At 64.6% G+C, this 25,599-nt stretch carries 22 protein-coding genes; 11 read left to right on the top strand and 11 right to left on the bottom strand.

Features of this window, described 5'->3' with window-relative positions:
- Positions 1–9: 9 nt before the first annotated feature.
- From RTH46_RS00175 to RTH46_RS00150, 6 genes are all read left to right on the top strand, one after another.
- Positions 10–627, top strand: a complete 618-nt coding sequence (locus RTH46_RS00175) for a c-type cytochrome (RefSeq protein WP_110995021.1) — start codon at positions 10–12, stop codon at positions 625–627.
- A gap of 305 nt (positions 628–932) precedes the next feature.
- On the top strand, positions 933–1,568 hold the full coding sequence (gene dsbA, locus RTH46_RS00170; RefSeq protein ID WP_110995022.1) for a thiol:disulfide interchange protein DsbA: 636 nt from the start codon (positions 933–935) through the stop codon (positions 1,566–1,568).
- A gap of 12 nt (positions 1,569–1,580) precedes the next feature.
- Positions 1,581–2,435 (top strand): endonuclease/exonuclease/phosphatase family protein, encoded by an 855-nt coding sequence (locus RTH46_RS00165; RefSeq protein WP_110995023.1) that lies wholly within the window; start codon positions 1,581–1,583, stop codon positions 2,433–2,435.
- Between the two features lie 96 nt (positions 2,436–2,531).
- On the top strand, positions 2,532–4,523 hold the full coding sequence (locus RTH46_RS00160; RefSeq protein WP_316904807.1) for a diguanylate cyclase: 1,992 nt from the start codon (positions 2,532–2,534) through the stop codon (positions 4,521–4,523).
- Between the two features lie 78 nt (positions 4,524–4,601).
- On the top strand, positions 4,602–5,378 hold the full coding sequence (locus tag RTH46_RS00155) for an N-acetylmuramoyl-L-alanine amidase (RefSeq protein WP_410478543.1): 777 nt from the start codon (positions 4,602–4,604) through the stop codon (positions 5,376–5,378).
- Positions 5,379–5,465: 87 nt separating this feature from the next.
- Entirely contained in the window at positions 5,466–7,094 is a 1,629-nt protein-coding gene (locus tag RTH46_RS00150) for an EAL domain-containing protein (protein WP_371923739.1), read from the top strand.
- A gap of 132 nt (positions 7,095–7,226) precedes the next feature.
- On the opposite strand, the gene RTH46_RS00145 is transcribed toward RTH46_RS00150, so the two are convergent.
- Positions 7,227–8,993 carry a KinB sensor domain-containing domain gene (locus tag RTH46_RS00145; RefSeq protein WP_410478542.1) on the bottom strand — a complete coding sequence of 589 codons (1,767 nt, stop codon included), beginning with the start codon at positions 8,991–8,993 and terminating at the stop codon, positions 7,227–7,229.
- 8 nt (positions 8,994–9,001) lie between these two features.
- Positions 9,002–10,348 (bottom strand): sigma-54-dependent response regulator transcription factor AlgB, encoded by a 1,347-nt coding sequence (gene algB, locus RTH46_RS00140; protein WP_316904804.1) that lies wholly within the window; start codon positions 10,346–10,348, stop codon positions 9,002–9,004.
- A gap of 402 nt (positions 10,349–10,750) precedes the next feature.
- Here algB and RTH46_RS00135 point away from each other — a divergent pair, with 402 nt between their 5' ends.
- From RTH46_RS00135 to RTH46_RS00115, 5 genes are all read left to right on the top strand, one after another.
- Positions 10,751–11,035, top strand: coding sequence for a hypothetical protein (locus RTH46_RS00135; protein ID WP_316904803.1), 285 nt, complete (start codon positions 10,751–10,753; stop codon positions 11,033–11,035).
- 36 nt (positions 11,036–11,071) lie between these two features.
- Positions 11,072–11,233 carry a DUF1328 domain-containing protein gene (locus RTH46_RS00130; protein WP_003252966.1) on the top strand — a complete coding sequence of 54 codons (162 nt, stop codon included), beginning with the start codon at positions 11,072–11,074 and terminating at the stop codon, positions 11,231–11,233.
- A 3-nt stretch (positions 11,234–11,236) separates the two neighbouring features.
- A complete protein-coding gene (locus RTH46_RS00125) occupies positions 11,237–11,707 on the top strand; it encodes an inhibitor of vertebrate lysozyme family protein (RefSeq protein WP_316904802.1) in 471 nt (156 codons plus the stop codon).
- Between the two features lie 744 nt (positions 11,708–12,451).
- A complete protein-coding gene (gene gltP, locus RTH46_RS00120; protein WP_153788283.1) occupies positions 12,452–13,786 on the top strand; it encodes a glutamate/aspartate:proton symporter GltP in 1,335 nt (444 codons plus the stop codon).
- A gap of 207 nt (positions 13,787–13,993) precedes the next feature.
- Complete coding sequence (locus RTH46_RS00115; protein WP_153788285.1) at positions 13,994–15,223, top strand: nucleoside recognition domain-containing protein; 1,230 nt, start codon at positions 13,994–13,996, stop codon at positions 15,221–15,223.
- Here the strand turns inward: RTH46_RS00115 and RTH46_RS00110 are convergent.
- The 9 genes from RTH46_RS00110 to RTH46_RS00070 all read right to left on the bottom strand — a co-directional run bounded on the left by RTH46_RS00110 (position 15,205) and on the right by RTH46_RS00070 (position 25,498).
- Positions 15,205–15,828, bottom strand: a complete 624-nt coding sequence (locus RTH46_RS00110; protein WP_153788287.1) for an ABC-type transport auxiliary lipoprotein family protein — start codon at positions 15,826–15,828, stop codon at positions 15,205–15,207. The two genes, RTH46_RS00115 and RTH46_RS00110, sit on opposite strands and share 19 nt — an antisense overlap.
- Positions 15,825–16,763, bottom strand: a complete 939-nt coding sequence (locus RTH46_RS00105; RefSeq protein ID WP_153788289.1) for an MlaD family protein — start codon at positions 16,761–16,763, stop codon at positions 15,825–15,827. Before RTH46_RS00105 ends, RTH46_RS00110 begins: the two co-directional genes overlap by 4 nt.
- A 3-nt stretch (positions 16,764–16,766) precedes the next feature.
- On the bottom strand, positions 16,767–17,558 hold the full coding sequence (locus RTH46_RS00100; RefSeq protein WP_316904801.1) for an ABC transporter ATP-binding protein: 792 nt from the start codon (positions 17,556–17,558) through the stop codon (positions 16,767–16,769).
- A complete protein-coding gene (locus tag RTH46_RS00095; RefSeq protein WP_316904800.1) occupies positions 17,555–18,688 on the bottom strand; it encodes an MlaE family lipid ABC transporter permease subunit in 1,134 nt (377 codons plus the stop codon). Before RTH46_RS00095 ends, RTH46_RS00100 begins: the two co-directional genes overlap by 4 nt.
- A 93-nt stretch (positions 18,689–18,781) precedes the next feature.
- Entirely contained in the window at positions 18,782–19,804 is a 1,023-nt protein-coding gene (locus RTH46_RS00090) for a DUF5924 family protein (protein WP_153788295.1), read from the bottom strand.
- Positions 19,805–19,945: 141 nt separating this feature from the next.
- Positions 19,946–21,349: a M16 family metallopeptidase gene (locus RTH46_RS00085; RefSeq protein WP_316904799.1), complete on the bottom strand. Its 1,404-nt coding sequence runs from the start codon at positions 21,347–21,349 to the stop codon at positions 19,946–19,948.
- A 30-nt stretch (positions 21,350–21,379) separates the two neighbouring features.
- Positions 21,380–23,038 (bottom strand): Na/Pi cotransporter family protein, encoded by a 1,659-nt coding sequence (locus tag RTH46_RS00080; RefSeq protein ID WP_153788299.1) that lies wholly within the window; start codon positions 23,036–23,038, stop codon positions 21,380–21,382.
- Between the two features lie 309 nt (positions 23,039–23,347).
- On the bottom strand, positions 23,348–24,118 hold the full coding sequence (locus tag RTH46_RS00075; protein ID WP_153788301.1) for a TerC family protein: 771 nt from the start codon (positions 24,116–24,118) through the stop codon (positions 23,348–23,350).
- A gap of 72 nt (positions 24,119–24,190) precedes the next feature.
- Positions 24,191–25,498, bottom strand: a complete 1,308-nt coding sequence (locus RTH46_RS00070; RefSeq protein ID WP_153788303.1) for a CitMHS family transporter — start codon at positions 25,496–25,498, stop codon at positions 24,191–24,193.
- Positions 25,499–25,599: the final 101 nt, after the last annotated feature.

Raw genomic sequence — 25,599 nt, 5'->3', positions numbered from 1 at the left:
GATTAGCTGATGAACAAACTAGTCGTGAGTCTGCTGTTGACCATGGGTGTCGCGGGTGCGGCCACTGCTGCCGAACCCATCAAAGGCGATGCTGCCGCTGGCCAGGCCAAGACGGCCGTCTGTGGCGCCTGCCACAACCCCGACGGCAACAGCCTGGCGCCGAACTTCCCGAAACTCGCCGGCCAAGGCGAACGTTATCTCGAAAAACAGCTGCACGATATCAAGGCCGGCAAGCGTACCGTGCTGGAAATGACGGGCATGCTCGCCAACTTCAGCGACCAGGACCTGGCCGATATCGCCGCGTACTTCTCCAGCCAGAAAGGCAGTGTCGGTGCCGCCGACCCTAAACTGGTGGAGCGTGGCCGCGCGTTGTTCAACGGCGGCGACCTGGAGAAAGGCATGCCCGCCTGTACCGGCTGCCACTCGCCCAACGGCGCAGGCATCGCCCTGGCCGGCTTCCCGCACCTCGGTGGCCAGCACTCGCAGTACGTGACCAAGCAGCTCACGGATTTCCGTGAAGGCAACCGCACCAACGACGGCGACGCGATGACCATGCGCACTATCGCCGGCAAGCTGAGCAACAAGGATATCGAGGCACTCTCCAGCTACATTCAGGGGCTGCACTGACCCTGTGGGAGCAACTGTCTTGTTTGCATGTCCTGGCCTCATCGCTGGCAAGCCAGCTCCCACAGCCTTAGCGCATGGCATGGGCATGTACGGTCAGGGTGGGAGCCGGCTTGCCGGCGATGAGGCCGGTAAAAGTACTCAGCCCCCAGCGTTAACAATGGGTTAATGCTGTGCGACAAAGATGAAAGGGCAGCCCGTGCTGCCCTTTTTTTCGTTCAGGGTCGTACACTACAGAACTCACGCCCTTCCCGGCCTGTCCCAGACAGGTCGCGTCGAGGCGACCAAAGACTGCTCAGGAGTAAAGCATGCGTAAACTGATTCTCAGCGCTGCGCTGGTCGCCGCCAGCGTGTTCGGTATGACCGCCGTACAGGCCGCGGAGCCTGCCACCGCCGGCAAGGAATATATCGAGCTGAGCAACCCCGTCCCCGTGTCCGTGCCGGGCAAGATCGAAGTGGTCGAGCTGTTCTGGTACGGCTGCCCGCACTGCTACCACTTTGAACCTGTGATCAACCCCTGGGCCGAGAAGCTGCCCAAGGACGTCAACTTCAAGCGCGTCCCCGCCATGTTCGGCGGCCCGTGGGATGCCCACGGCCAGATGTTCCTGACCCTCGAAGCCATGGGCGTCGAGCACAAGGTGCATGCCGCGGTCTTTGATGCCATCCAGAACCAGCGCAAGCGCCTGACCGACCCGCAAGACATGGCCGACTTCCTGGCTACCCAGGGCGTGGACAAGGACAAGTTCCTTGCCACCTTCAACTCCTTCGCCATCAAGGGCCAGGTCAACCAGGCCAAAGAACTGGCCAAGAAGTACGAAATCACCGGCGTGCCAAGCATGGTGGTCAACGGTAAGTACCGCTTCGACCTGGGCACCGCAGGTGGTCCGGAAGGCGTACTGAACGTTGCCGACCAGTTGATCGACAAGGAGCGCGCCGCTAAGTAAGCGGCGTACCCCATGGCTCGCTTGCGCCCCACCCGTGGCGTCGGCCTGCACCAGCCGCAGGTCAACGAACATCACCTGCAGGCCTCTGGCCTGCCGGAGGATGGGCGCCTGCGGCTGCTCAGTTTCAACATCCAGGTCGGCATCAGCACCGAGCGTTACCGTCATTACCTGACCCGCAGCTGGCAGCACCTGCTGCCGCATACCGGGCGAGCGGGCAACCTGCAGAAAATCGGTGACCTGCTGGGCGATTTCGACCTGGTGGCCCTGCAAGAGGCCGATGGCGGCAGCCTGCGCTCAGGCTACGTCAACCAGGTGGAGCACCTTGCCCAGCTGGGCGCCTTCCCCTACTGGTACCAGCAGCTCAACCGCAACCTCGGGCGTTTCGCCCAGCACAGCAACGGCGTACTCAGCCGCCTGAAGCCCCAGCACCTGGAAGACCACCCGCTGCCCGGCCCGGCCGGACGCGGTGCGATCCTTGTGCGCTTCGGCGAAGGTGACGACGCGCTGATCGTGGTGATGATGCACCTGGCGCTGGGTGCCAAGACCCGCGCCCGCCAACTGGCCTACATTCGTGAGCTGATCGGCGGCTACCGGCATCAGATCCTCATGGGTGACATGAACACCCACGCCACCGACCTGCTCGAACACTCGCCGTTGCGCGATCTGGGCCTGATCGCCCCCCAGGTCGAGGCCACCTTCCCGAGCTGGCGGCCACAGCGCTGCCTCGACCACATCCTGCTCAGCCCGAGCCTCACCCTGGAACGGGTCGAGGTGCTGGCACAACCGATTTCCGATCACCTGCCCGTCGCCGTCGAGATCCGATTGCCTGATGCCCTGACTGTGGATACGCTGCCGGTCCTGAGCTAGGCCTGCGTATGTGATCGGCGCGTTCAAGTGTTGGGGACTTGTGCCGAAATCCAGTCATCACAGGGCTAGATGCGATCACCCTTTGCGGATTCAGGCATGAGCGAAGAAGCCGAGCGCTGGAAAGAAAAATACCTTAAAAGCATCGAACAGCAGGAAAAGCTCGAGCGGCGTTGGGACGCTCGGCTCGACCTGTTGCGTCGTGGCCTGGTGCGCAGCACCCTGGCAGCGGAAGGTAGCGACAAGATCGTCGACCAGTGCATGAAGGAAATGCGCGAAGTCATCCGCAGCGACAACATGGACGCCGGGCTCGCCGGGTTGATCCCTCGCCTGGAAAAGGCCGTGCTCGATTCCGAGCAGCGTCGGGAAACCCGCATGAACCAGGTCAGCGACGCGCTGACGGCACTGGTCAGCCAACTGCAGGCCTTGCCGCTCCCAGGTGAAGTGTCGCGGCCCCTGAAGAAACTGGCGAAAAAGCTCGACGGCGGCGTCAGCCAGTCCCGCGAACTGCCGCCGCTGCTGGGTGAGCTCAGCGGTCTGCAAGGGCGAGCCTTGAGTGCGGTGCAAAAGCCGGACGATGAGGCCCGCCCGGGTTTGCTGCAGCGCCTGTTCGGTGGCCGCGATGAAGCGCAGGGTGAGCTGCAGCCTGCGCCACAATCTGCGCCACAACTCGCTCTGCCTGAGGAAAGTGCGAGCCTGGTTGCCGAGCCGGATACGCAACCGCAGGATGCCGACGAGCTCCATCCGCTTGCGGCCAGCGTACCCGCCCCACAGCAGGAGCCGATAATCGAGGTATCGGGCCCGGTACTGGTTGAAGCCGTCGAAGAAATTTACTCGGCACCCCGGCCGCAAGCCGAGCCTGAGCCTCAACCCGAGACGCCGGTCATCGAGCAGCAGGCGACCGAGCCTGCGCCATTATCTGACGAGCCTGCGCCATCGCCTGCCGAGGTAGTGCCCGAAGTCACCCAGCCATCACCAGTACAGACACTCGAAGAGCTGGCCGGCGAAGACGGCCCGTATGCCCTGCCCGACGCAGTCGAGCCACCCTACAGCCAGGTGGCCGCCCATATCGAGCAGACCTTGATCGGCCTGCTCGACGACCTCAGCCTGCCCGAGCGCCACAAGGCTCAGGCCCTGGAGATGCGCGAGCGTGTGGCGCGCGGCCTCAACTGGTATGAACTGATCCCGGTGCTGGATGACCTGGCGGTGCTGATGCTGGCCATTACCGACAGCGGCCAGCACGAGTTCGAAGCCTACCTGCAACAGCTCAACGAACGCCTGGAAGGCTTCCAGAGCCATTTGCACGAAGCCAGTACCGGCCATGCCGACAACAGTTCCGTTGCCCGCGAGCTGGACAGCCAGCTGCGCGAGCAGGTCGACGGCCTGCAGAGCAGCGTGCAAGGTGCCGCCGATGTCGACAGCCTCAAGCACATCCTGGAAGGCCGCCTGGAAGGGCTGCTGCTGACCATGGACGACCACCAGCACGAGCGTGACCGTCGCGAGCAGGAGCTGGCCGGGCGCCTGCATGGGTTGGCCGAGCGTGTGGCGAGCATGGAGCAGGAGGCCTTGGGTTACCGCGAGCACCTTGAAGAGCAGCGGCAGAAAGCGATGATCGACCCGCTGACCGGCCTGCCCAATCGCGCGGCCTGGTCCGAGCGGGTCGAACAGGAAGTGCTCGACTGGCATGAAAACGGCGGCCACCTGGCGATGGCCATCCTCGACCTCGATCACTTCAAGCGCATCAATGATGGCTATGGCCACCTGGCGGGCGACAAAGTGCTCAAGATCGTCGCCGACCAGCTGCGCAAACGCCTACGTGGCCGGGACTTCATCGCCCGCTTCGGCGGTGAGGAATTCGTCCTGCTGTTGCCGCAAACTTCACCACCCGCAGCAGCGCAGGTGGCAGAAGCACTGCGTGCGGCGATCGAAGCCTGCCCGTTCCACTTCAAGGGCGAGCGGGTGGTGATCACCACGTCCATCGGCCTCAGCGCCTTCCGCCCCGGCGAGCGTGGCGACCAGGTGCTCAAGCGCGCGGACGAAGCCCTGTATCGGGCCAAGGACAAAGGGCGCAATCGCGTCGAGCAGGCATAAATGTATACCGGCTCACGCCAGATCAGGAGCACGTTATACTGTAGCGCTGTTGTCGCTCATCATGACGTGCTCCCTGCAATGAAAACACTCATCACCACCCTGCTCCTGCTGGCCCTGGCCGGTTGTTCCAGCGGCCTGCGCATCGACCGCAGCCACCCCTCGGTCAACCAGGACAGCCGCATCCAGTTCGTAATCGTGCATTACACCAACGCTTCGCTGGAGCGCTCGCTGGCGTTGTTGACCCACGGCGAGGTCAGCAGCCACTACCTGATCGGCGATGGCCCGGCCACGGTTTACCAACTGGTCGACGAAAACCGTCGTGCCTGGCATGCCGGCGACAGCCAGTGGCAAGGCCGTACCTGGCTCAATTCCAGCTCCATCGGCATCGAGATCGTCAACCCGGGCTACACCGACACACCGGCTGGCCGGGTCTGGCACCCTTACAGCGAAGCCCAGGTGCAGGCGCTGATCGCCCTGCTCAAGGACATCGTCAAACGTAACAATATCGACCCACGCCATATCATCGGTCACAGCGACATCGCCCCCCTGCGCAAGCTCGACCCAGGGCCGCTGTTCCCCTGGAAGCGCCTGGCCGATGCCGGGTTGGGCATCTGGCCGGCCGCCGCTTCGGTGGCACGGCAACAGGCCTACTTCGAAGCCAACCCGCCGACCGTCGCCTGGTACCAGCAGCAACTCGCGCGTTTCGGCTATGCCATCGACCAGACCGGCGAGCTCGATGTGGCCACGCGCCACGTCATCGCGGCGTTCCAGATGCGCTTCCGCCCGCAGCGTTTCGACGGCCAGCCGGATGCGCAGACTGCCGCCATGCTCCAGGTGCTCAACCGCAAACGTTGAACCTTGTGGGGGCTGCTTGGCGGCGCCGTCTTCCGAACGGCAAAGCTGGCGACGCATTCAGTTGCTATACCTTTGGTATTCAACTGGATGCCGCGCATGCCTGCCCCTAACGCCTCAGTGCGTCAATTTTTTCACCACCCTTGGCTGCTCGCAGTGCTCGCGGCCTTGGGCAGCGCTGCGCTGCTGTTGGCCGCCAGTGTCGGTGTGACCCTGCAGCAGATGAAGGACAGTGAAAGCGCACAGATGAATGCCCGTGGCGAGCGCTTTCTCGAACGGCTGGAGCAGGTGTTCGGCCAGTTGCGCGAAGGGGTCGACCAATTGCAGTCGCAATCGCTGCGCGGCTGTGGCCCGCCCATGCAGGCCCTGCTGCAGCAGGTGGCGCTGAAGTCGCGGTTCATCTACGAGGCGGCCTATGCCGATGGCCAGTCGGCCTGCTCCAACCGCGGCGGCGAGCGGGTCATCGAGCCCTTGCGCGCGCCGGATATAGAAGGGCCGACCTACAGCTATTGGCTCAACACCACCACCGAACCCAATGAAAACCTGGCTGCCCTGATGCTTGGCCGTGGCAATTTCCTGGTGTCGACCTCGCGCGGTCATCTGAGCGATGTGGTCGACCTGCCGCCGGGCGGCAGCCTGCTGGTGGTGCTTGACCGCGGCAATCGCGCGATCCCGGTGCTCGGCCCGCCGCAGGCCTGGCCGCCCACGGCGGACTGGCCGCCGCCGTCGCACAAGTCGTTGCTGGAACTGCATGATCGGCTGGTCTATCGCATGGCCACCAAGTCGCCCGACTACCAGTTGGTGCTGATCGCCCCGCGGGCCAGCCTGCCGCTCAAACTCAACGGGCTGCTCTGGCTGCTGTTCCCGGGCAGCCTGGTGCTGGCCTGCTGCATCGGCTGGCTGGTGCTGCAACTGATCCAGCAGCGCCGCTCGATGAGCTCCGAGCTGCAGCAAGCCTTGCGCCGGGGCGAGCTGCAGGTGCTGTACCAGCCGATCATCGAACTGGACAGCCGCCGCTGCGTGGGGGCCGAGGCGCTGATCCGCTGGCGACGCCCGGACGGCAGCCTGACCAGCCCGGAGCTGTTCATCCCGCTGGCGGAAAATACCGGGCAGATCCGCCAGATCACCGATTTTGTCCTGCAGCGGGTGCTTGAACAGCTCGGCCAGCTGCTGCGCGCCAACCGCCACCTGTACATCTCGGTGAACCTGGCGGCCTGTGATGTCATGGAACCGCGCATCGGCCGGGTGGCCGCGCGGCTGCTGGCGCAGCATCGGGTGGCCGCCAACCAGATCGCCTTCGAGGTGACCGAGCGCGGGTTGATCGATGTGGTGGTAGCCCGGGACAACCTCCAGGCGTTGCGTACGGAAGGGCATCAGGTGCTGATCGATGATTTCGGTACCGGCTATTGCAGCCTGGCCTACTTGCAGACCCTGCCGGTGGACTGCCTGAAAATCGACAAGGCGTTCATCGACGCCCTTGGCCACGACGCCGCCAGCAGTGGCGTGGCCCCGCACATCATCCGCATGGCCCATGACCTGCACCTGCGGGTGATTGCCGAGGGTATCGAGTGCGAGGACCAGGCGCAGTTCCTCAGCAGCGAAGGGGTCAATTATGGCCAGGGTTGGCTGTTCGCTCACCCGCTCAATGCTCGCCAGTTCGCCGAGTTGATCACCCGCGGGCGGCGGGTGGCGGGACGGCGGATCGATGATGAGCCTTGAACGTTTTGCTGCGCTTGAGGCCCCATCGCTGGCAAGCCAGCTCCCACAGGGGCTACGGTGATCCTTGTGGGAGTCGGCTTGCCGGCGATGTGGCCGGTGAGCCAAGCTCAAGCGTTCAGGCCGGCGCTGCACTCAAACCGGCAACGCCATGTAGAACTGTGTCCCCTGCCCCGGCCGTGAGAACACTCCCATGCGCCCGCCATGCAACTGCACGATCTCCTTGCACAGCGCCAGGCCCAGGCCGGCTCCGCCTTTCTTGCGCCCGACCTGCACGAACGGCTCGAAGATCCGCCCCTGCTGGCCATAGGCGATGCCTTCGCCGTTGTCCTCGACGCTGACGATCACCCGCTCCGCGTGCCGCCGAGCATGCAGGCGGATATGCCCGCCGTTGGCGGTATGGCGGATGGCGTTGTGCAGCAGGTTATCCAGCACCCGGTCGAGCTGGGCGACATCGGCCTGGATCCGCGGCAGCGGCGGTTCCAGTTCGCGAATCAGCTCGATCTGTTTTGCCGCAGCCTGCTCGGCAAAGCGGGCCTGGGCGCGTTCGAACAAATCGTCCAGTGCGCAGGGCGCCAGCTCCAGCTTTTGCAGGCCGCTCTGGTAGCGGGAGAAGTTGAGCAGGTCGTTGATCAGTTGGGTGAGGCGCTGCATCTCCTCGCCGATGGTCTCAAGCAGGTCATGTTCACGGGCCTCGGCCGGGAAGCTGACCCGCTCGCGCAGCAGGCCGAAGGCCATGTGCATGCCGGTGACCGGGGTGCGCAGTTCGTGGGAGGCGCGCAACACGAACTCGCTGCGTACCCGCTCGAAGGCGCGCTGTTCGGTGACATCGTGCAGCACCATCACCGCGCCGAGGATCGGCCCTTGCGGGTGGCTGACCGGGGTCAGGCTGTAGGTCAGCAAACGGCTTTCTTCGTCCACCTCCAGGCTCAGGTCGTCGGGCGGGCGATCCAGGCTGCCGCCCCGCAGCACCTGGCGCAGTTGCTGCTCCAGCTCCGGGCGTTGCAGCGCTTCGGCCAGGCTCGCGCCGAGGCGGCCGTGGTCCCAGCCCAACTGGCGCTGGGCTACCGGGTTGAGGTGCTCCAGGCGGCCCTGGCGGTCGATGATCAGCAGGCCGTCGTCGATGCTGTCGAGCACCGCTTGCAGGCGCTGCTGGCCCGCGAGCAGTTCGTCGACGTTGGTCGCCTGATGCTTGCGCAGGGCATCGGCCATCAGCCCGAAGCGCCGGGTCAGCTGGTTCAGCTCGGTGGCCTGGGTGACGGGCAGGGTTACGTCGAAGTTGCCTTGCCCCAGTTGGTCGGCGGCCTTGGCCAGCGCCTCGATGGGCTGGCCGAAGCGCCGGGCGATGTTGTGCGCTGTGATGAAGCCCAGCACCAGCACGGCCAGGCCCATCAGGCCAAGCAGGCCGCTGATCAGCAGTGCGCGGTCGCGGGACGTTTCCTCACTGCGGGTGATGTGCTGCAACGCCTGCTCGTGCGAGTTGAGCAGGTCGTTGCGCAACTGGCTGAAGGCCGCCCCCAAGGGCTGCTCGGTACCCAGGCTGCGCGCGGGGGCCGGGCTTTCCCGGTAGGCCTGGAGGAAGGCCTGGTAATGGCTGGCGGCTTTGCTGAATCCGGTCCGCTCGCCGCCCTGCTCCAGCCCTTGGGTGAGCAGGGCCTGGAACTCGTTCTGCAAGCTGACCAGGCTTTGCGCGGTGGTGTCCTCGTCGAGCATCAGGGTCAGCTGCTCGCCCAGGTTCTGCCGCAACTTCAGGCCCAGCTCCAGGGTCTGGGAGGTGTCCTGCACCAGGCGCTGCTGCATGGTCGCCATCTGCAGCACGCTGACCAGCCCCAGCAGCAGCCCCAGCAGGGCCACTGTGACCAGCGCCGAAATGCTCAGGAACAGCCGCGTGCGCAGCTTCATCGGCGTTTTCACAGGTTGAACTGCTTGCGCTTGCGGTACAGCGTGGAGGCGTCGATGCCCAGGGTCTTGGCGGCCTGGTCGAGGGTGTCGCTGGACGCCAGCACTGCCGCGATATGGGCGCGCTCCAGTTCGTCCAGGCTTAGTGCGGCGCCGACCCGTGGTGCGTTGCCAGCAGGCTGCTCGCCCATGCCCAGGTGGCTGATTTCCACGCGCTCCTGCGGGCAGATGATGCTGGCGCGCTCGACCACGTTGCGCAGCTCACGGATGTTGCCTGGCCAGCGGTAATTGAGCAGCGCCGCGCGGGCTTCGTCGCTGAAGCCACGGGCCGGGCGCGAATACTCTTTGACGAAGCGGGCGAGGAAGCGCTCGGCCAGGGTCAGGATGTCCTCGCTGCGCTCACGCAGCGGTGGCAGGTGCAGGGTGATCACGTTCAGGCGATAGAGCAGGTCTTCACGGAAGCGGTTCTCGCGGACCATCTCGTCCAGGTTGAGGTTGGTCGCCGCCAGGATGCGCACATCGGCCCGGCGGGTGACCGGGTCGCCGACCCGTTCGTACTCCTTGTCCTGGATGAAGCGCAGCAGTTTTGGCTGCAATGTGAGGGGAAAATCGCCGATCTCGTCGAGGAACAAGGTACCGCCGTCAGCCTGGCTGACCCGCCCCAGGGTGCTTTCGCTGGCGCCGGTGAAGGCGCCCCGGGTGTGGCCGAACAGCTCGCTCTCCATCAGCTCGGCATTGAGCGATGGGCAGTTGATGGTCACGCAGGCCTTGCGCGCGCGCTTGCTCCAGCCATGAATGGCGCGGGCCAGCTCGCCCTTGCCGGTGCCCGACTCGCCGAGGATGAGGATGTTGGCGTCGGTGGTCGCCACCTGCCGGGCGGTTTCCAGCACGGCCATCATGGCCGGGCTGTGGGAGTCGAGGCCGTCCTTGGGCTTGCGCAGCTCGCCTTCCAGGGCTTCCAGGCGCGCCGACAGCTGGCGCACTTCCAGTTGCTTGGCGGTAGCCAGGCGCAGTTGGTCAGGGCTGCAGGGTTTGACCAGGTAGTCGGCGGCGCCGGCCTGGATCGCGTCCACGGCGGTATCGATCGCCGAATGGGCCGTGACGATCACCACGCGCATCCAGGGGGCCTGGACGCGCATCTGCGCCAGTACATCGAGGCCGTTGTCCTCGCCCAGGCGCAAGTCGAGGAAGCACAGGTCGAACACCTGGCGTTGCAGCAGGGCCTCGGCCTGGGCGGCACTGTTGGCGGTGGCCACGCTATAGCCCTCGTCCTCGAGGCAGTAGCGGAAGGTACGCAGGATGGCGGACTCATCGTCCACCAGCAGAATGCGGCCTTGGTTGTCCTGGGCTGATTCCATTTTCCTGCGCTCCTTTGGGATAGATCTCAATTAGTGTCGGAAAAATCGGGCAAGTTGCATGGTTGATTCTGATTGATCCGACGCCCTGCATGCTAGCCGGTTGCCTTCATGGTGACTAAGTGACTGATAACTTGGGAGTTGGTTGCAAGGGAATGGCCATCATGACGGTTGTGCAGAGCTTTGATGGATGCCACCCGCCCCAAAGTGTGGGCCAGGCGCGAGGGTGAATCGTGCAAATCGCCCGACGCGTTTGCAGGCCATCGTGCAGGATACGCCCCGCTCAATTTTGCAGAATTTCATAAATATCTGATTTTATTGAAGTTTATAAGCTGAAAAAGACTGGCACGCGAGCTGCAAATACCTGTTCAGGTTTCAAGAACAAGTACAGCAGGAGGAGCCGGCATGAATCACCCACCCGTCAACCGCACGCAGTACGCCGTACTGCCCCTGCGCCAGTTGCTGTTCCTCGGTGCGGCCTTGCTGATCACCCTGGCAGCCGGCCAGTTCTACTACAGCTGGCAGACCGCTCGCCTGGCCGACCAGGTCGCGGCGCAGACCCTGGTGCTGACGCAGCTCAGGGCGAGCCGAGTGAGCACGCAGGTAACGGCGCTGGAGCCGTTGCCGGTGGGTGACACCACCCCTGCACGGGTCGAGAACGTCCAGCCCGAGCAACGCTGGGTGTTCTAGACCACCAACGATTTTGCACACGAAAGGAGAAACATCATGCTGAGCTGGGCTATCACCTTCCTGATCATCGCCATTGTCGCCGCGGTCCTGGGCTTCGGTGGTATCGCTGGCGCGGCGACCGGTATCGCGAAGATCCTGTTCATCGTCTTCCTGGTGCTGTTCGTGGCTTCTTTCTTCTTTGGACGAGGCAGGGGTTGAACCATGAAGCGGATGCTTTGCCACGCCTTGGCCGGTGCCCTGCTTGCGGGCGCCGGCAGCCTGGCGCTGGCGGCCAATGACGGCCAGGTCCGGGCCAACCAGTTGTTAGGCTCGGACCCCGAATACCAGCAAACCTGGCAGCACACGATCAAGGGCGAGGAGCGTTTGCCCGAGTGGGTGATCAACCTCACCGGCAGCGCCCCGCTGCAGATGTCGGCAGTCACCGAGGACGGCGAGCAGTATCTGGTCGGCCCATTGTGCGAGGCCGACAGCACCTGCACCTACAAGCGCCTGATCGTGGCGTTCAGCTGGGACAAGGACACTGCCTACGGGATGCTCGTGGAAGTACCCGAAGGCCTGCCCTCGGACAAGTCGCCCACCCGCCATGCGGACTATCGGTGGCTGGGCAAACCTGACGACGGCATGAAAGCCTTGCTGCAGGAGCAACTCAAGCGCGACCCGAACTGGTACTGAGCCCTTCAAGGCCTGCGGGTACGTACTGTCACGAAATAGAAGCTGAACCTTTCTATCTTTCTGGCTTCTATGATGCGCCGCCCCGAGGAGGGGCAGCGCATGACCAGGGGGCCGGGCTGTTCTGATTGTTGCAGGATCGGAGTGGCCTAGGGGTACAGGGAGTACCTCCGCAATGGGCCGGGTCAGGCGAAGGTGGCATCGGAAGCTGCAGATCGGTCATGCCCTACAGGGATCAGAGACCGATCTGGCTTCCGAGGTGCCTTTTTGTAGGACTCCTTCCTTATATATGTGCGTCTTTTCACCAAAGACACATTTTGACTTGACCGTACATCGAAATTTTTTAGCCTGACTGACAGCTCAGGTTCAGTGGCATTTCAGCCATTCGGATTGTCGAACACGCCATTCAAACCCCCGTTCGCGCGCCGTCAAATCTGCCGAATTATGGCGCTTTGGTCTTGTTCGGAAATCCGAACGTTGAAAATCAAGGGCTTGGCGATGCTCGATTTCGAGTTCTAGTCTCATGCCGATTCGGCATGGGGTACTCGTTTCCGGCATTAGACTGCCCTCCTTCCCATCGCAATAGTTGCCGCCTTTTTCCCTGGCCCAAGCACTCGAAAGATGTGCTCGCGGTGTCCTTTCATGGGGCCACCGCACGCCAAGCTCGTGTTGCCATCACGCTTTAAACGGCTCTGGTACGCGGCTTAGCGGTTGGCGTCCTTGACCACTACAACAAAGGGTAATGACATGAAGAAGGCAAAACTGAGCCTCGCCTGGCAGATCGTCATCGGTCTGTTGCTGGGCGTTGCAGTCGGCGCGCTACTGAATCATTTCAGTGCAGAAAAGGCATGGTGGATCAGCAACGTCCTCCAGCCGGCCGGCGACATCTTCATTCGCCTGATCAAGATGATCGTTGTCCCGATCGTGATTTCGTCGCTGATCGTGGGTATCGCCGGAGTTGGCGACGCGAAGAAACTGGGCAGCATCGGCCTGAAGACCATCCTCTACTTCGAGGTGGTGACCACCATCGCGATCGTCGTCGGCCTGGTGCTGGCCAACGTGTTCCACCCGGGCGCCGGCATCGACATGAGCACCCTGGGCACCGTCGACATCTCCAAGTACCAGGCCACCGCGGCCGAGGTGCAGCATGAGCACGCGTTCATCGAAACCCTGCTCAACCTGATCCCGTCGAACATCTTCGCAGCGCTGATGCGTGGCGAAATGCTGCCGATCATCTTCTTCTCGGTCATGTTCGGCATGGGCTTGTCGAGCCTCAACGCCGAGCTGCGCGAGCCGCTGGTGCGCACCTTCCAGGGCGTGTCGGAGACCATGTTCAAGGTCACCCACATGATCATGAACTACGCCCCGATCGGCGTGTTCGCCCTGATCGCCGCCACCGTCGCCAACTTCGGCTTCGCCTCCCTGCTGCCGCTGGCCAAGCTGGTGCTGCTGGTGTACTTCGCCATCGCCTTCTTCGCCTTCATGGTGCTGGGCCTGGTGGCGCGCGTGTTCGGCTTCTCGATCATCAAGATCATGCGCATCATGAAAGACGAGCTGATCCTCGCCTACTCCACTTCCAGCTCCGAGACCGTGCTGCCGCGCGTGATCGAGAAGATGGAAAAGTACGGCGCGCCGAAGTCGATCTGCTCGTTCGTGGTGCCGACCGGCTACTCGTTCAACCTCGACGGCTCGACCCTGTACCAGAGCATCGCGGCGATCTTCATCGCCCAGCTGTACGGCATCGACCTGTCCTGGAGCCAGCAACTGCTGCTGGTGCTGACCCTGATGGTCACTTCCAAAGGTATCGCCGGCGTACCGGGCGTGTCCTTCGTGGTGCTGCTGGCCACCCTGGGCAGCGTCGGTATCCCGCTGGAAGGCCTGGCCTTCATCGCCGGTGTCGACCGCATCATGGACATGGCCCGTACCGCGCTGAACGTGGTGGGTAACGCCCTGGCCGCCGTGGTCATCGCCAAGTGGCAGGGTATGTACGACGCCGAAAAAGGCGCGGCGTACTACCAGTCGCTGGTGCTGGACAAGGGCAAGACCGAGGCAGTGGTGGCTGGCAAGACCGTCAACCAGTAAGCCTTTAGCGCTACATGAAAAGCCCCGACTAGTCGGGGCTTTTTACATTCCGTTGTGGAGCATCGGATCCTGTGGGAGCGGGTTTACCCGCGAACACCGGCAGAGCCGGTGCCAGTTACCGAGTTGACTGCTTCGCGGGTGAACCCGCTCCCACAGGGTTAGCGGCGATTGCGCTATCATTCGGGCATTTTTCACGGGGGATCACAGATGCTCAACGGCCTCTGGCTCGGCTTTTTCCTGGTGGCGGCCATTTCCGCCCTGGCCCAGTGGCTGGTCGGCGGCAACGCCGGCATCTTCGCCGCGATGGTCGAGAGCATCTTCGCCATGGCCAAGCTGTCGGTCGAGGTCATGGTCCTGCTGTTCGGCACCCTCACGCTGTGGCTGGGCTTTCTCAAGATCGCCGAAAAGGCCGGCATCGTCGAATGGCTGGCCAAGGTGCTCGGCCCGCTGTTCGCCCGGCTGATGCCGGAAGTGCCGCCCGGCCACCCTGCCCTGGGCCTGATCACCATGAACTTCGCCGCCAACGGCCTGGGCCTGGACAACGCCGCCACCCCCATCGGCCTCAAGGCCATGCGCGCGCTGCAGGAGCTCAACCCCAGCAGCACCACGGCGAGCAACGCGCAGATCCTGTTCCTGGTGCTCAACGCTTCGTCGCTGACCCTGCTGCCGGTGACCATCTTCATGTACCGCGCCCAGCAGGGCGCGACCGACCCGACCCTGGTATTCCTGCCGATCCTGCTGGCCACCAGTTGCTCGACCCTGGTCGGCCTGCTGTCGGTGGCGGTGATGCAGCGCCTGCGCCTGTGGGACCCGGTGGTGCTGGCCTACCTGATTCCCGGTGCGCTGCTGCTGGGCGGGTTCATGGCGTTTCTCGGCACCCTCTCGGCGGCCGCGCTGGCCAGCCTGTCGTCGATCCTCGGCAACCTGACGCTGTTCGGCGTAATCATCCTGTTCCTGGTGATCGGCGCCTTGAAGCGGGTGAAGGTGTACGAGGTGTTCGTCGAAGGCGCCAAGGAAGGTTTCGACGTGGCCAAGAGCCTGCTGCCGTACCTGGTGGCCATGCTGGTGGCGGTGGGCGTGCTGCGCGCTTCCGGCGCACTGGAGCTGGCCCTGGACGGTATCCGCCATGCGGTGGGCTGGATGGGCCTGGACAACCGTTTCGTCGAGGGTCTGCCCACCGCGCTGGTCAAGCCGTTCTCCGGCAGCGCGGCGCGGGCCATGCTGATCGAAACCATGCAGACCCATGGCGTGGACAGCTTCCCGGCCCTGGTGGCAGCGACTGTCCAGGGCAGCACCGAAACCACCTTCTACGTGCTGGCGGTGTATTTCGGCGCGGTGGGCATCCAGCGGGTGCGCCACGCCGTAGGCTGCGCCCTGCTGGCCGAGCTGGCCGGCGTGGTCGCGGCGATCTTCGTCTGCTACTGGTTCTTCGCCTGAGCCTGAGCGGCCTGACTTACGGTCCAGTCGATCACCTGGCGCGCCAGCTGGTCGCTGGCCGCGCCGAAGCCGGCGACCGCTGACGGCACCTGCGTGCCGGTGAGTGGCTGACGCACCTCGAAGCGCTTGCTGGCGAGGATGCGCTGGCTGCGCCCCTGCACCAGCCGCGCGTCGTAGCGGATCACCACCTCCACCTGGTCCTTGGCCCGGTATTCACTCTGGAACGCCTGCAGCTCGCCGCCCAGTTCGTAGTCGGCCTGCAGGTTGGCGTCGTCGGCACTCAGGCGCTGCACCCGGCCGTCGCGCTGGAAACCATCGAGCAGGCGGTTGCGCACCAGCATGGGCACCGGGTCGCTCCAGCGCGCGCCCTTGTAGCTGCTGATCACGTCACCCTGGGGGATCACCGCGATGCGCGGCCCGGCCAGGGCTTCGCTGGCCAAGGGTTTGTTCAGGCGCAGCGACCAGCTCGCCGATGTGGCGTTGCCGGCCGCCTGGTGCACGGGCAGGCGGTAGATATCCACAGGTTCGGTCTTCGGCAGGATCGAGCAGGCCGAGGCCAGGCTCAGCGTGGCGGCCAGGGCGAGCAGGCGCGGCGACGGGCTCATGGCTGGAACTCCTTGTTGTTGTCGCGACCGAGCAGATAGCCGCTGGGGTCGGCCTCCAGGCGCCGGGAGATGCCCTTGAGCGCGTTGAGGGTCTCGCGCAGCTCGCGGATGGCCGGGGCGATCTGGTTCAGGCCCTGGGCGCCGTCGTCGAGGGACTGGCGGTTGTCCTGCAGCAGGCTGTTGATGGTCGCACTGCTTTGCGCCAGCGACTGCATGGCCTGCTCGGCGCTGCCGATGGCCTGCTTGCCCTGGTTGCCGAGCAGGCCGTTGGCGTTGCGCATCAGCGCCTGGGTCTCGGCCAGGGTCGCGCTGGCCTGCTTGCCGACCTCGCCCAGTTGGGAGATGGCCGCACTGATGCCGTCTTTGTGGCTGGCGAAAGCGCCGGTCGTCTGGTCGAGGTTGGCCAGGGTGTTGCTCAGGTGCTCGATGTTGTCTTGCGAGAACATCTGGTTGGCGTTGTGCAGCAGCAAGTTGATGTTGGTCACCAGGTCGCTGCTGTCATTGAGCAGCTGCGAGATCGGCGATGGCGAGGCGACGATCACCGGCAGTTTGCCGTCCTGGCCTTTGAGCGGTGGGCTTTGCGGGGTGCCGCCGGTGAGCTGGATGAACGAGTTGCCGGTGACCCCGGCCAGGGTCAGCTTGGCCTTGGTGTCTTCCTTCACCGGCGTGTCGGCGGACAGGCGAATGCGCGCCAGTACCCGGCGCGGGTCTTTCGGGTCCAGGCGCAGGGTGCTGACGTCGCCGACCTTGATGCCGTTGTACTGCACCGGGCTGCCGCGGGACAGGCCGGAGACGGCTTCGTTGAACACCACTTCGTAATCCTTGAAGGTGTCGTCGACGCTGGACTTGGTCAGCCACAGGCCAAACAGCATGGCGCCCGTCACCACCAGCACGGTGACCAGGCCGATCAGGACATGATGCGCTCGGGTTTCCATCGTTCAGGGCTCCTGGCGGGCGCGCAGGGCGGCGTCTTCGGCCGCCCGGCCGCGCGGGCCGTGAAAGTATTCGTGAATCCAGGGGTCGTCGGTCTGTTCGACTTCACGCAGGGGGCCGGCCACCAGCACTTTCTTCTGCGACAGCACTGCCACCCGGTCGGTGATGGTGTAGAGGGTGTCCAGGTCGTGGGTGATCAGGAACACCGACAGCCCCAGGGCGTCGCGCAAGGTGAGGATCAGTTGGTCGAAGGCGGCGGCGCCGATCGGGTCGAGGCCGGCAGTGGGCTCGTCGAGGAACAGGATGTCCGGGTCCAGCGCCAGGGCCCGAGCCAGGGCCGCGCGCTTGATCATGCCGCCGGACAGCGAGGCCGGGTACTTGTCGGCAGCGCTGATCGGCAGCCCGGCCAGGGCCAGCTTGACCCCGGCCAGGTGCTCGGCGTCGGCGCGCGACAGGCCGGCGTGCTCGATCAGCGGCAGCGCGACGTTCTCGGTGACGGTCAGCGACGAGAACAGCGCGCCCTTCTGGAACAGCACGCCAAAGCGCCGCTCCACCTGCGACCGCTGGCCTTCGTCGAGGCTGGCCAGGTCCTGGCCGAACACCTTGACGATGCCTTCGTTGGGCCGGCGCAAACCGATGATGCTGCGCAACAACACCGACTTGCCGCTGCCCGAACCACCCACCACTGCGAGGATTTCGCCGCGGTACAGGTCCAGGTCGAGGTTTTCGTGCACGCTCTGGCTGCCGAAGCGGTTGCAGATGCCCCGGGCTTCGATCACCGCCTCCCGGCCGCTCACCAGCCCATCTCCATGAAGAACAGCGCGGCCACCGCATCCAGCACGATGACCACGAAGATCGACTGCACCACCGCCGAGGTGGTGTGGGCGCCCACCGATTCGGCACTGCCGCTGACCTTGAAGCCTTCCAGGCAGCCGATGGTGGCGATCAGGAAGGCGAAGAACGGCGCCTTGGCCAGGCCTACCAGGAAGTGCTGCACGCCGATGTCGCTTTGCAGCAGCGAGAGGAACATGGCCGGCGAGATGCCCAGCGACAGTGCGCAGACCACCGCGCCACCGACGATGCCGCAGATCATCGCGACGAAGGTCAGCAACGGCAACGCGATCAGCAGCGCCAGCACCCGCGGCACCACCAGCAGCTCGATGGGGTTCAGGCCCAGGGTGCGGATGGCGTCGATCTCTTCATTGGCTTTCATCGAGCCGATCTGCGCGGTGAACGCGCTGGCAGTCCGCCCGGCCATGAGGATGGCGGTCAGCAGCACGGCGAATTCGCGCAGGAAAGAGAACGCCACCAGGTCGACGGTGAAGATGGTCGCGCCGAAGTTGGCCAGCACCGTGGCGCCGAGGAAGGCCACCACGGCGCCGACCAGGAAGGTCAGCAGGGCAACGATGGGGGCGGCATCCAGGCCGGTCTGTTCGAGGTGGGCGACCACCGGGGTGACGCGCCAGCGGTGGGGCTGCAGCAGGCGGCGCAGCAGGGTTTCGAGGATCAGGCCGATAAAGCCCAGCACTTGCCTGGAGTCTTGCCACAGGGTGTCGACGGCGCAGCCGATGCGCGCCAGCAGCAGGAGCAGCACCGGGCGCTCGGGTTGTTTGACCGGGATGCAGTAGTCCTGCACCGAGCAGTAGACGTTCTTGAGCAGGGCGCGGCTGGCGTCGGGGAGTTGCTCGGTACAGTGCGCCAGGCGGTCGGAACCGAGCAGTTCGGCCAGCAGTGAGGCGCCGGCGGTGTCCAGGCGGCCCAGCTGGCTGAGGTCGACCTGGGTGTCGGCGCCGTACTGGCTGCGCAGCAGCTCGCAGTCGCGCTTGAGGCTGGCGTAGTGGGCCAGGGTCCAGTCGCCGACGATACGCAGGCGGGAGGGCTGCTGGTTGTTGTCCAGAACGGCGCTCGGGGCGGTCATAGGCTCCATGCATCTGACTGGCGGGTGGCGAGTCAGATCATAGCGCAGTGAGACGGTGTTGCGGCCTTATCGCTGGCTTGCCAGCGATAAGGCCTGATTCGATCAGCTTTTCGGTGCGTCATCCACCACTTTGAACCTGAGCACCCCAATCACCTGCCCGTCCTCGGTCAGCACCCTCACCTGCCACTTGCCCACCGGGTTGGGCGGGAAGTTCTGCTTGTGGGTCCAGGCTCGGTAGCCTTCCTTGCGCCCGCCGTGAATGTCCAGGGCGATGCGGTCCACCTCTTTGCCGTCCAGCTGCCACACGTGGTAGATGCGCTCGTTGAGGCCGCGCGGGGCATTGATTGCGGTGTAGGCGTACAGGCCGCCATTGCGGATGCGGCTGGCGGGTACTTCCTCCAGCGACGCGCCCGGCTGGCGGTTGAGCACTTCGGTGCTGATCGCCACGTCGGTCATCCACAGGGTCGCCGGCGGCACCCAGGAGCGCATCAGCCAGCCGCCGCCGCCCACGGCCAAGGTCACCAGCACCAGCCCCACGCCACGGCGCCAGTTGCGGATCGGGAAGCTGCTGGCCAGGCTTGGGAACGACAGCACCATCGCCGCGACCAGCGCCAGCTTGAAGCTCTGCGCGGTAGTCAGGTGCAGGATGATCGGCAGTGCCGTGAGCAGTGCGGCGAACAGCGTCAGGGTGTGCAGTGCCAGGAACAGCCAGCGTCTGGGGGCCAGCCACTTGTGATACAGCGGGTCGACGATGGAAATCAGCCCCGCGGCGCCGAGCAGGCCGGTGAACACCAGCTGGCCGCTGTTCCAGGTGGTGGTGATGAAGAAGAACGGCAGGACGAAGAACAGGCTTTCCTGGTGGATCATCTGCGTTGCGAAGCGCAGCAGCGGCTGTGGGATCTCACGCTTGAAGGTGCGGGCGAACAGCTCGGTGAGGGTGTTCTCCAGCATCAGCCAGACCCAGCTGATCAGCATGACGATGGCGATCCAGCTGGCCAGGCCGGCCTGGCGGTCGACCAGGATGAAACTGCCGATACCCGACAGGAAGCCGTAGAGCGCGATGATGCCGGGGTAGCGCTTGAGCAGTTCGATCACGCGCAGGACGAAGTTGGGTATTGGGGGCATGGGGTTATGACAGGTGCTCAGGATGGCTGTGCCGGCGCTGATCGCGGGGCAAGCCCGCTCCCACGAAAATCATGGCTCCGTGGGAGCGGGCTTGCCCCGCGATCAGCGCTGGTGAAAGGCCAACAGGATACCGCCGAACCCCTACTTTCGTGTAGCGCCGCTGGGGCGATTCGCCACTACGCGCCGCCAGCGGACCAGCCCGGCCGCAAGGATCAGCCCGAGCAACAGCGCCAGCAACCCATACAGCTCGTCATACCCCAACAGCGGCTTCTCGATACGCAGGTACCCCGGCTCTTTGAGCAGCTCACGCAGGGCCTCGTTGGCCTGCTTGAGGCTGACCTGGCGCAGTGCACGCACCGGGTCGCTGAAACGGCCGTTTTCGTAGGCGTTCAGCGCGCCCCAGTAATAGTCGGCCAACGCCGTGTTGCCCTGGGTGCTCCAGCTCTCGCGGGCGATCGCCGCGTCCTTGATGCGGGCGAAGGTGTCCGGGTCCAGGCCGTGCTTGCGCAGGTGCTCGAACAACTGTTCGAGTACTTTCACTGCCTCGTCGAGGTCCTGGCGCTCAAGGTCTGCATTGAGGCTCAGCAGGCCAGTGTCGCCGAAGCTTTCGCGTTGCGCCGAGGGGCCGTAGGACAGGCCGTGGCGCAAGCGCAGCTGGTCGTACAGTGCCCAGTCCAGGTAGCGCGAGAGCAGCTCGAGGGTCTGGTCGTTGTCCGCGTCCAGGGTCGGCTCGATGAACAGCCAGTGCAGTTTGACGTTGTCGCCCAGCCAGCCTCGGGTCAGGTCGCGGCGTTGCTCGGCCTGCTGGCTGATGGATTCGAGGGTGCGGCGCTCTTCGGGTTCGGACGACGGCAAGGCGCCGAAGGTGCGTTCCAGATAGGCCGGCAGCAGGCGGTCGAGGCCGCCGACGACGATCAGGGTCATGTTGTTGGCGGCGTACCAGTGCTCGCGCAGGTGCTGCACCTGCTCCAGGGTCATGTCGTCGAGGTCGGAGCGTTCCTTGCACTTGAGGCCCAGTTCGGTCGCCAGTTGGTCGCTGGCCGGATGGCCGACTTCCTGGCGGTCGAGCCAGCGTTGCAGGTGCCCGTAATGGCCGCCGTCCTCGCGTTCGATGATGCGCTTGGCGTTGGCCAGCGCCTTGGCGTCGATACGGGTGTCGCGCAGCAGCGCCAGCAGCAGGTCGAGCACCTTGCGCTGGTTGCGTGCCGGGGCCTCGATGACGAAGGTGGTGTCGGCGCTGCTGGTGAAGGCGTTCCATTCCCCGCCCAGCTCTTGCAGGCGCTCTTCCAGGCCGCCCTCGCCGGTGTCGTCGATGCCGCTGAACAGCAGGTGTTCGAGCAGGTGCGGCAGTTCGCGCTGGTTGCAGTCGAAATCGTCCAGGCCCACACCCACCACCAGGCGGATCGACACATGGTCGCGCTCGTAGCCGGACTTGAGGATCACCTGCAGGCCGTTGGGCAACAGGTAGCCCTCGACCCGCGAGCGATCGAGGGCGAAGGTCGGCAGGCTGGCGATCAGCAGGCAAATGAACATCAGACAACGCATGGGCGAGCTACGGTCTCCGGGGGCAAAGGCTCAAGGCTGGCGGGCTTCGTCCGGCACGCTGTCGAGCATCAGCCCGCCGGTGTCGGTGCCGCCCAGTACCACATAGGCACTGCTGCAGAACAAAGAGTTCAACCGCTTCATGTCGGCAATGAGCTCCAAGTGTAGCGAACTGGTTTCGATACTTTGCACCACTTTACGTTGCAGGCGGCTGACATGGGCATGCGCAAGGCGCCGTTCCTGGGCGCGGAAGCGGCGTTTTTCGCGCAGCAGCTGGTGCGCGCTTTGCGGGTCGGCGCTGAGGAACACCGACAGGCCCAGGCGCAGGTTGGCCAGCAGCTGCTCCTGCAGGCCGGTCAGCTCTTCCAGGCCGGTTTGCGAGAACTCGCGGCGCTGGGAAGTCTTCTGCTGCTGGACCTTGCGCAGCATGCGCTCGATCAGGTCGGTGGCCAGCTTGAGGTTGATCGCCAGCTCGATGATCTCGGCCCAGCGCCGGTTGTCCTGCTCACTCAGGTCTTCGCGGGGCATCTGTGCCAGGTACAGCTTGATGGCGTTGTACAGCGCCTCGGCGTCTTCGGCGAGGGTGCGCACCTGCTGCGGCATGGCGGTCTGGGTGCCGCGCAGGGCACCGAGCATGGCGTCGAGCAGGCTGTCGACCAGGTCGCCCAGGCGCAGGGTTTCGCGCACCGCGTTGGCCAGCGCCAGGCTCGGGGTAGTGAGTGCCGTGGGGTCGAGGTGGCGTGCCTGGGTATGGCCATTGCCGTTGCCCCGTTCGGGCAGCAGGAAGTCGCACAGGCGGCCCATGGGCTTGACCGTGGGCAGCATCAGCAGGCAGCGCAAGGTGTTGTAGAGCAGATGGAAGCCGATCACCAGCTCCTGCGGGCTGAAGCTCAGGCTGTCCATCCAGTCCACCAGCGGGTGCAGCACCGGGATGATCAGTACCAGGCCGAACAGCTTGTACAGCAGGCTGCCCAGAGCCACCCGGCGCCCGGCCGAGTTCTGCAGGCTGGTGGTGAGGAAGGCCAGCAGGCCGCTGCCGATGTTGGCGCCGATCACCAGGCCGATGGCCACCGGCAGGCTGATCACCTCGGCACCGGCCAGGGTGGCGGTCAGCAGCACGGCGGCGAGGCTTGAGTAGGAAATCATCGCGAACAGCGCGCCGATCAACGCGTCGAGCAGGATGTCGCCGGTCAGCGAGGCGAACAGCACCTTCACGCCCTGGGCGTGGGTGATCGGGGTGGCGGCGTGCACGATCAGTTGCAGCGCCAGGATGATCAGCCCCAGGCCGATGCCGACGCGGCCCAGTTGGCCGGCGCGGGTCTGCTTGCGCGACAGGAAGAAGATCACCCCGAGGAAGATCAGCAGCGGCGACAGCCAGGACAGGTCGAAGGTCAGCACCCGCGCCATCAGCGCGGTACCCACGTCGGCGCCGAGCATGATCGCCAGGGCCGGGGTCATGGCCATCAGGCCCTGGCCGACGAACGAGGTGACCAGCATGGCGGTGGCGTTGCTGCTTTGCACCATGGCGGTGACCAGGATGCCGGCGATGAACGCCAGCGGGCGCTTGTTCATGTTCTGGCTGAGCACCCGGCGCAGGTTCGAGCCATAGACGCGCAGGATGCCGGTACGGACGATGTGCGTGCCCCATACCAGCAGGGCCACGGCGGAGAGCAGGTTGAGCAGGGTCAGCATGGTCGGGCCCCCTTTATTCTTGTGCCCCAGTGCGGGGCCAATTGGCAATGCAGTGAGCCTGGCCCGGGGGTGGGCATCGGTTTTGTGCAGGGCTCACTCAAGCTTTAGTTGTTTTGCGCGGCTGCCGCCAGCTTGGCATGGCTGAAACATATTTGAAACATGCCACGACTCTGTGGGAGCGGGCTTGCCCCGCGATGGATATCAAAGGAGATCGCGGGGCAAGCCCGCTCCCACGCTGGAAGTCCATGAAAACTGGACGCCCATGAAAAAGGGCCCCGAAGGGCCCTTTGTGTACTGCACTCCCCGGCCTTACTGACCCGGAATGTCCTTGCGCAGTTTCACCGCGTCGGGCTCTTCACCCTTCTTGCGCGCCGCTGCGGTGCGCATGCGAATGTTGATCGCTTCCACCGCCAGCGAGAAGGCCATGGCGAAGTAGACGTAGCCTTTCGGCACATGAACGTCGAAAGATTCGGCGATCAGCACGGTACCTACGACGATCAGGAACGAAAGCGCAAGCATCTTCAGCGATGGGTGCTTGTCGATGAAGTCGCTGATGGTACCGGCGCAGAGCATCATCACCAGTACTGCGACGATGATCGCGGCGATCATCACCGGCACGTGGGAAACCATGCCCACGGCAGTGATCACCGAGTCCAGCGAGAACACGATGTCGATGATGGCGATCTGGATGATGGTGTAGAAGAACTTGCCGCCCGCGCCCTTGGGCTCGTCCGGGCTTTCGTCCTCGCCTTCCAGGCCGTGGTAGATCTCTTGCGAGCTTTTCCACAGCAGGAACAGGCCGCCGAAGAACAGGATCAGGTCGCGCCCGGAGATGCCTTGGCCGAACACATGGAACAGGTCGTCGGTCAGGCGCATGACCCAGGTGATCGACAGCAGCAGCAGGATCCGCGTGACCATGGCCAGGGCCAGGCCGAAGATCCGCGTGCGCGGCTGCATGTGCTTGGGCATGCGGCTGACCAGGATCGAGATCATGATGATGTTGTCGATCCCGAGCACGATCTCAAGGGCCGTGAGGGTGAAAAAGGCAACCCAGATTTCCGGGCTGGTCAGCCATTCCATGTGTATTCCTTCGAGCGGTAATGGCAAAGCGCCCGGAGGGCGGGCGCTTTGCGGTTGGATGAAGCGTGTGTATTACAGACTGCTGAACAGCGGGAATGTGCCCAGGGCCAGCGCGCCGAACATTATGCACAGGCATACCAGCACTGCCCACTTGAGGGTGAAGCGCTGGTGATCGCCGAACTCGATGCCGGCCAGGGCCACCAGCAGGTAGGTAGAGGGTACCAGCGGGCTGAGCAGGTGTACCGGCTGGCCGACGATCGATGCGCGGGCCATTTCCACCGGGGTGACGCCGTAGTGGCTGGCGAACTCCGACAGCACCGGCAGCACGCCGTAGTAGAAGGCGTCGTTGGACATGAAGAAGGTGAACGGCATGCTGACCAGGGCGGTGATCACTGCCATGTACGGGCCGAACGCTTCCGGGATCACCGCCAGCAGGCTCTTGGACATGGCGTCGACCATGCCGGTGCCCGACAGGATGCCGGTGAAGATGCCGGCGGCGAAGATCAACCCGCTCACGGCCAGCACGCTGGAGGCGTGGGCGCCGATGCGGTCCTTCTGCTGTTGCAGGCACGGGTAGTTGACGATCATGGCGATACTGAAGGCGATCATGAACAGCACCGGCAGCGGCAGCGCGCCTGCGATCAGCGCGACCATCAGCGCGGCGGTCAGGGCGCCGTTGAACCAGATCAGCTTGGGCCGACGCGCTTCGGGGAACTGCGACACGCTGATGTCGCTGTGGTCGATGTCGTCGGTCGGCAGGTGCAGCTCACCCAGGCGGGCACGTTCACGCAGGCCATACCAGTAGGCGATGGCGAGGATCGCCAGCACGCCGAATGCCATGGCCGGGATCATCGGCACGAAGATGTCCGAGGGATCCACATGCAGGGCGCTGGCGGCGCGGGCAGTCGGGCCGCCCCAGGGGGTCATGTTCATCACCCCGCCGGCCAGGATGATCAGGCCGGCCATGATCCGCGGGCTCATCCCCAGGCGGCTGTACAGCGGCAGCATGGCGGCGCAGCAGATCATGTAGGTGGTGGCGCCGTCACCGTCGAGGGAGACGACCAGGGCCAGCACGGCGGTGCCGACCGAGACTTTCAGCGGGTCGCCCTTGACCAGCTTGAGGATCTTGCGCACGGCCGGGTCGAACAGGCCGGAATCGATCATCAGGGCGAAGTACAGGATGGCGAACATCAACATCACGCCGGTGGGCGCGAGCTTGCTGATGCCTTGCAGCATCATCGGGCCGATGTCGCTGTAGAAGCCGCCGAACAGGGCGAACAGGATCGGTACCAGGATCAGTGCGATCAAGGCCGACAGGCGCTTGGTCATGATCAGGTACATGAAGGTGATGACCATGGCAAAGCCGAGGAAGGTCAGCATGGCGGTACTCCAGGCGTGGCGCGGCGAAAGGAAGGACGTTTCGGGCGGATCAGCGCGTCAGGCGCTGCGCGGGGAGTAGGCGAAGAGGGACTGCAAAAAGG

The sequence above is a fragment of the Pseudomonas sp. zfem004 genome (assembly GCF_032621715.1).
Lineage (GTDB): Bacteria > Pseudomonadota > Gammaproteobacteria > Pseudomonadales > Pseudomonadaceae > Aquipseudomonas > Aquipseudomonas sichuanensis.
This window is presented reverse-complemented; position numbering and strand designations above follow the sequence as displayed.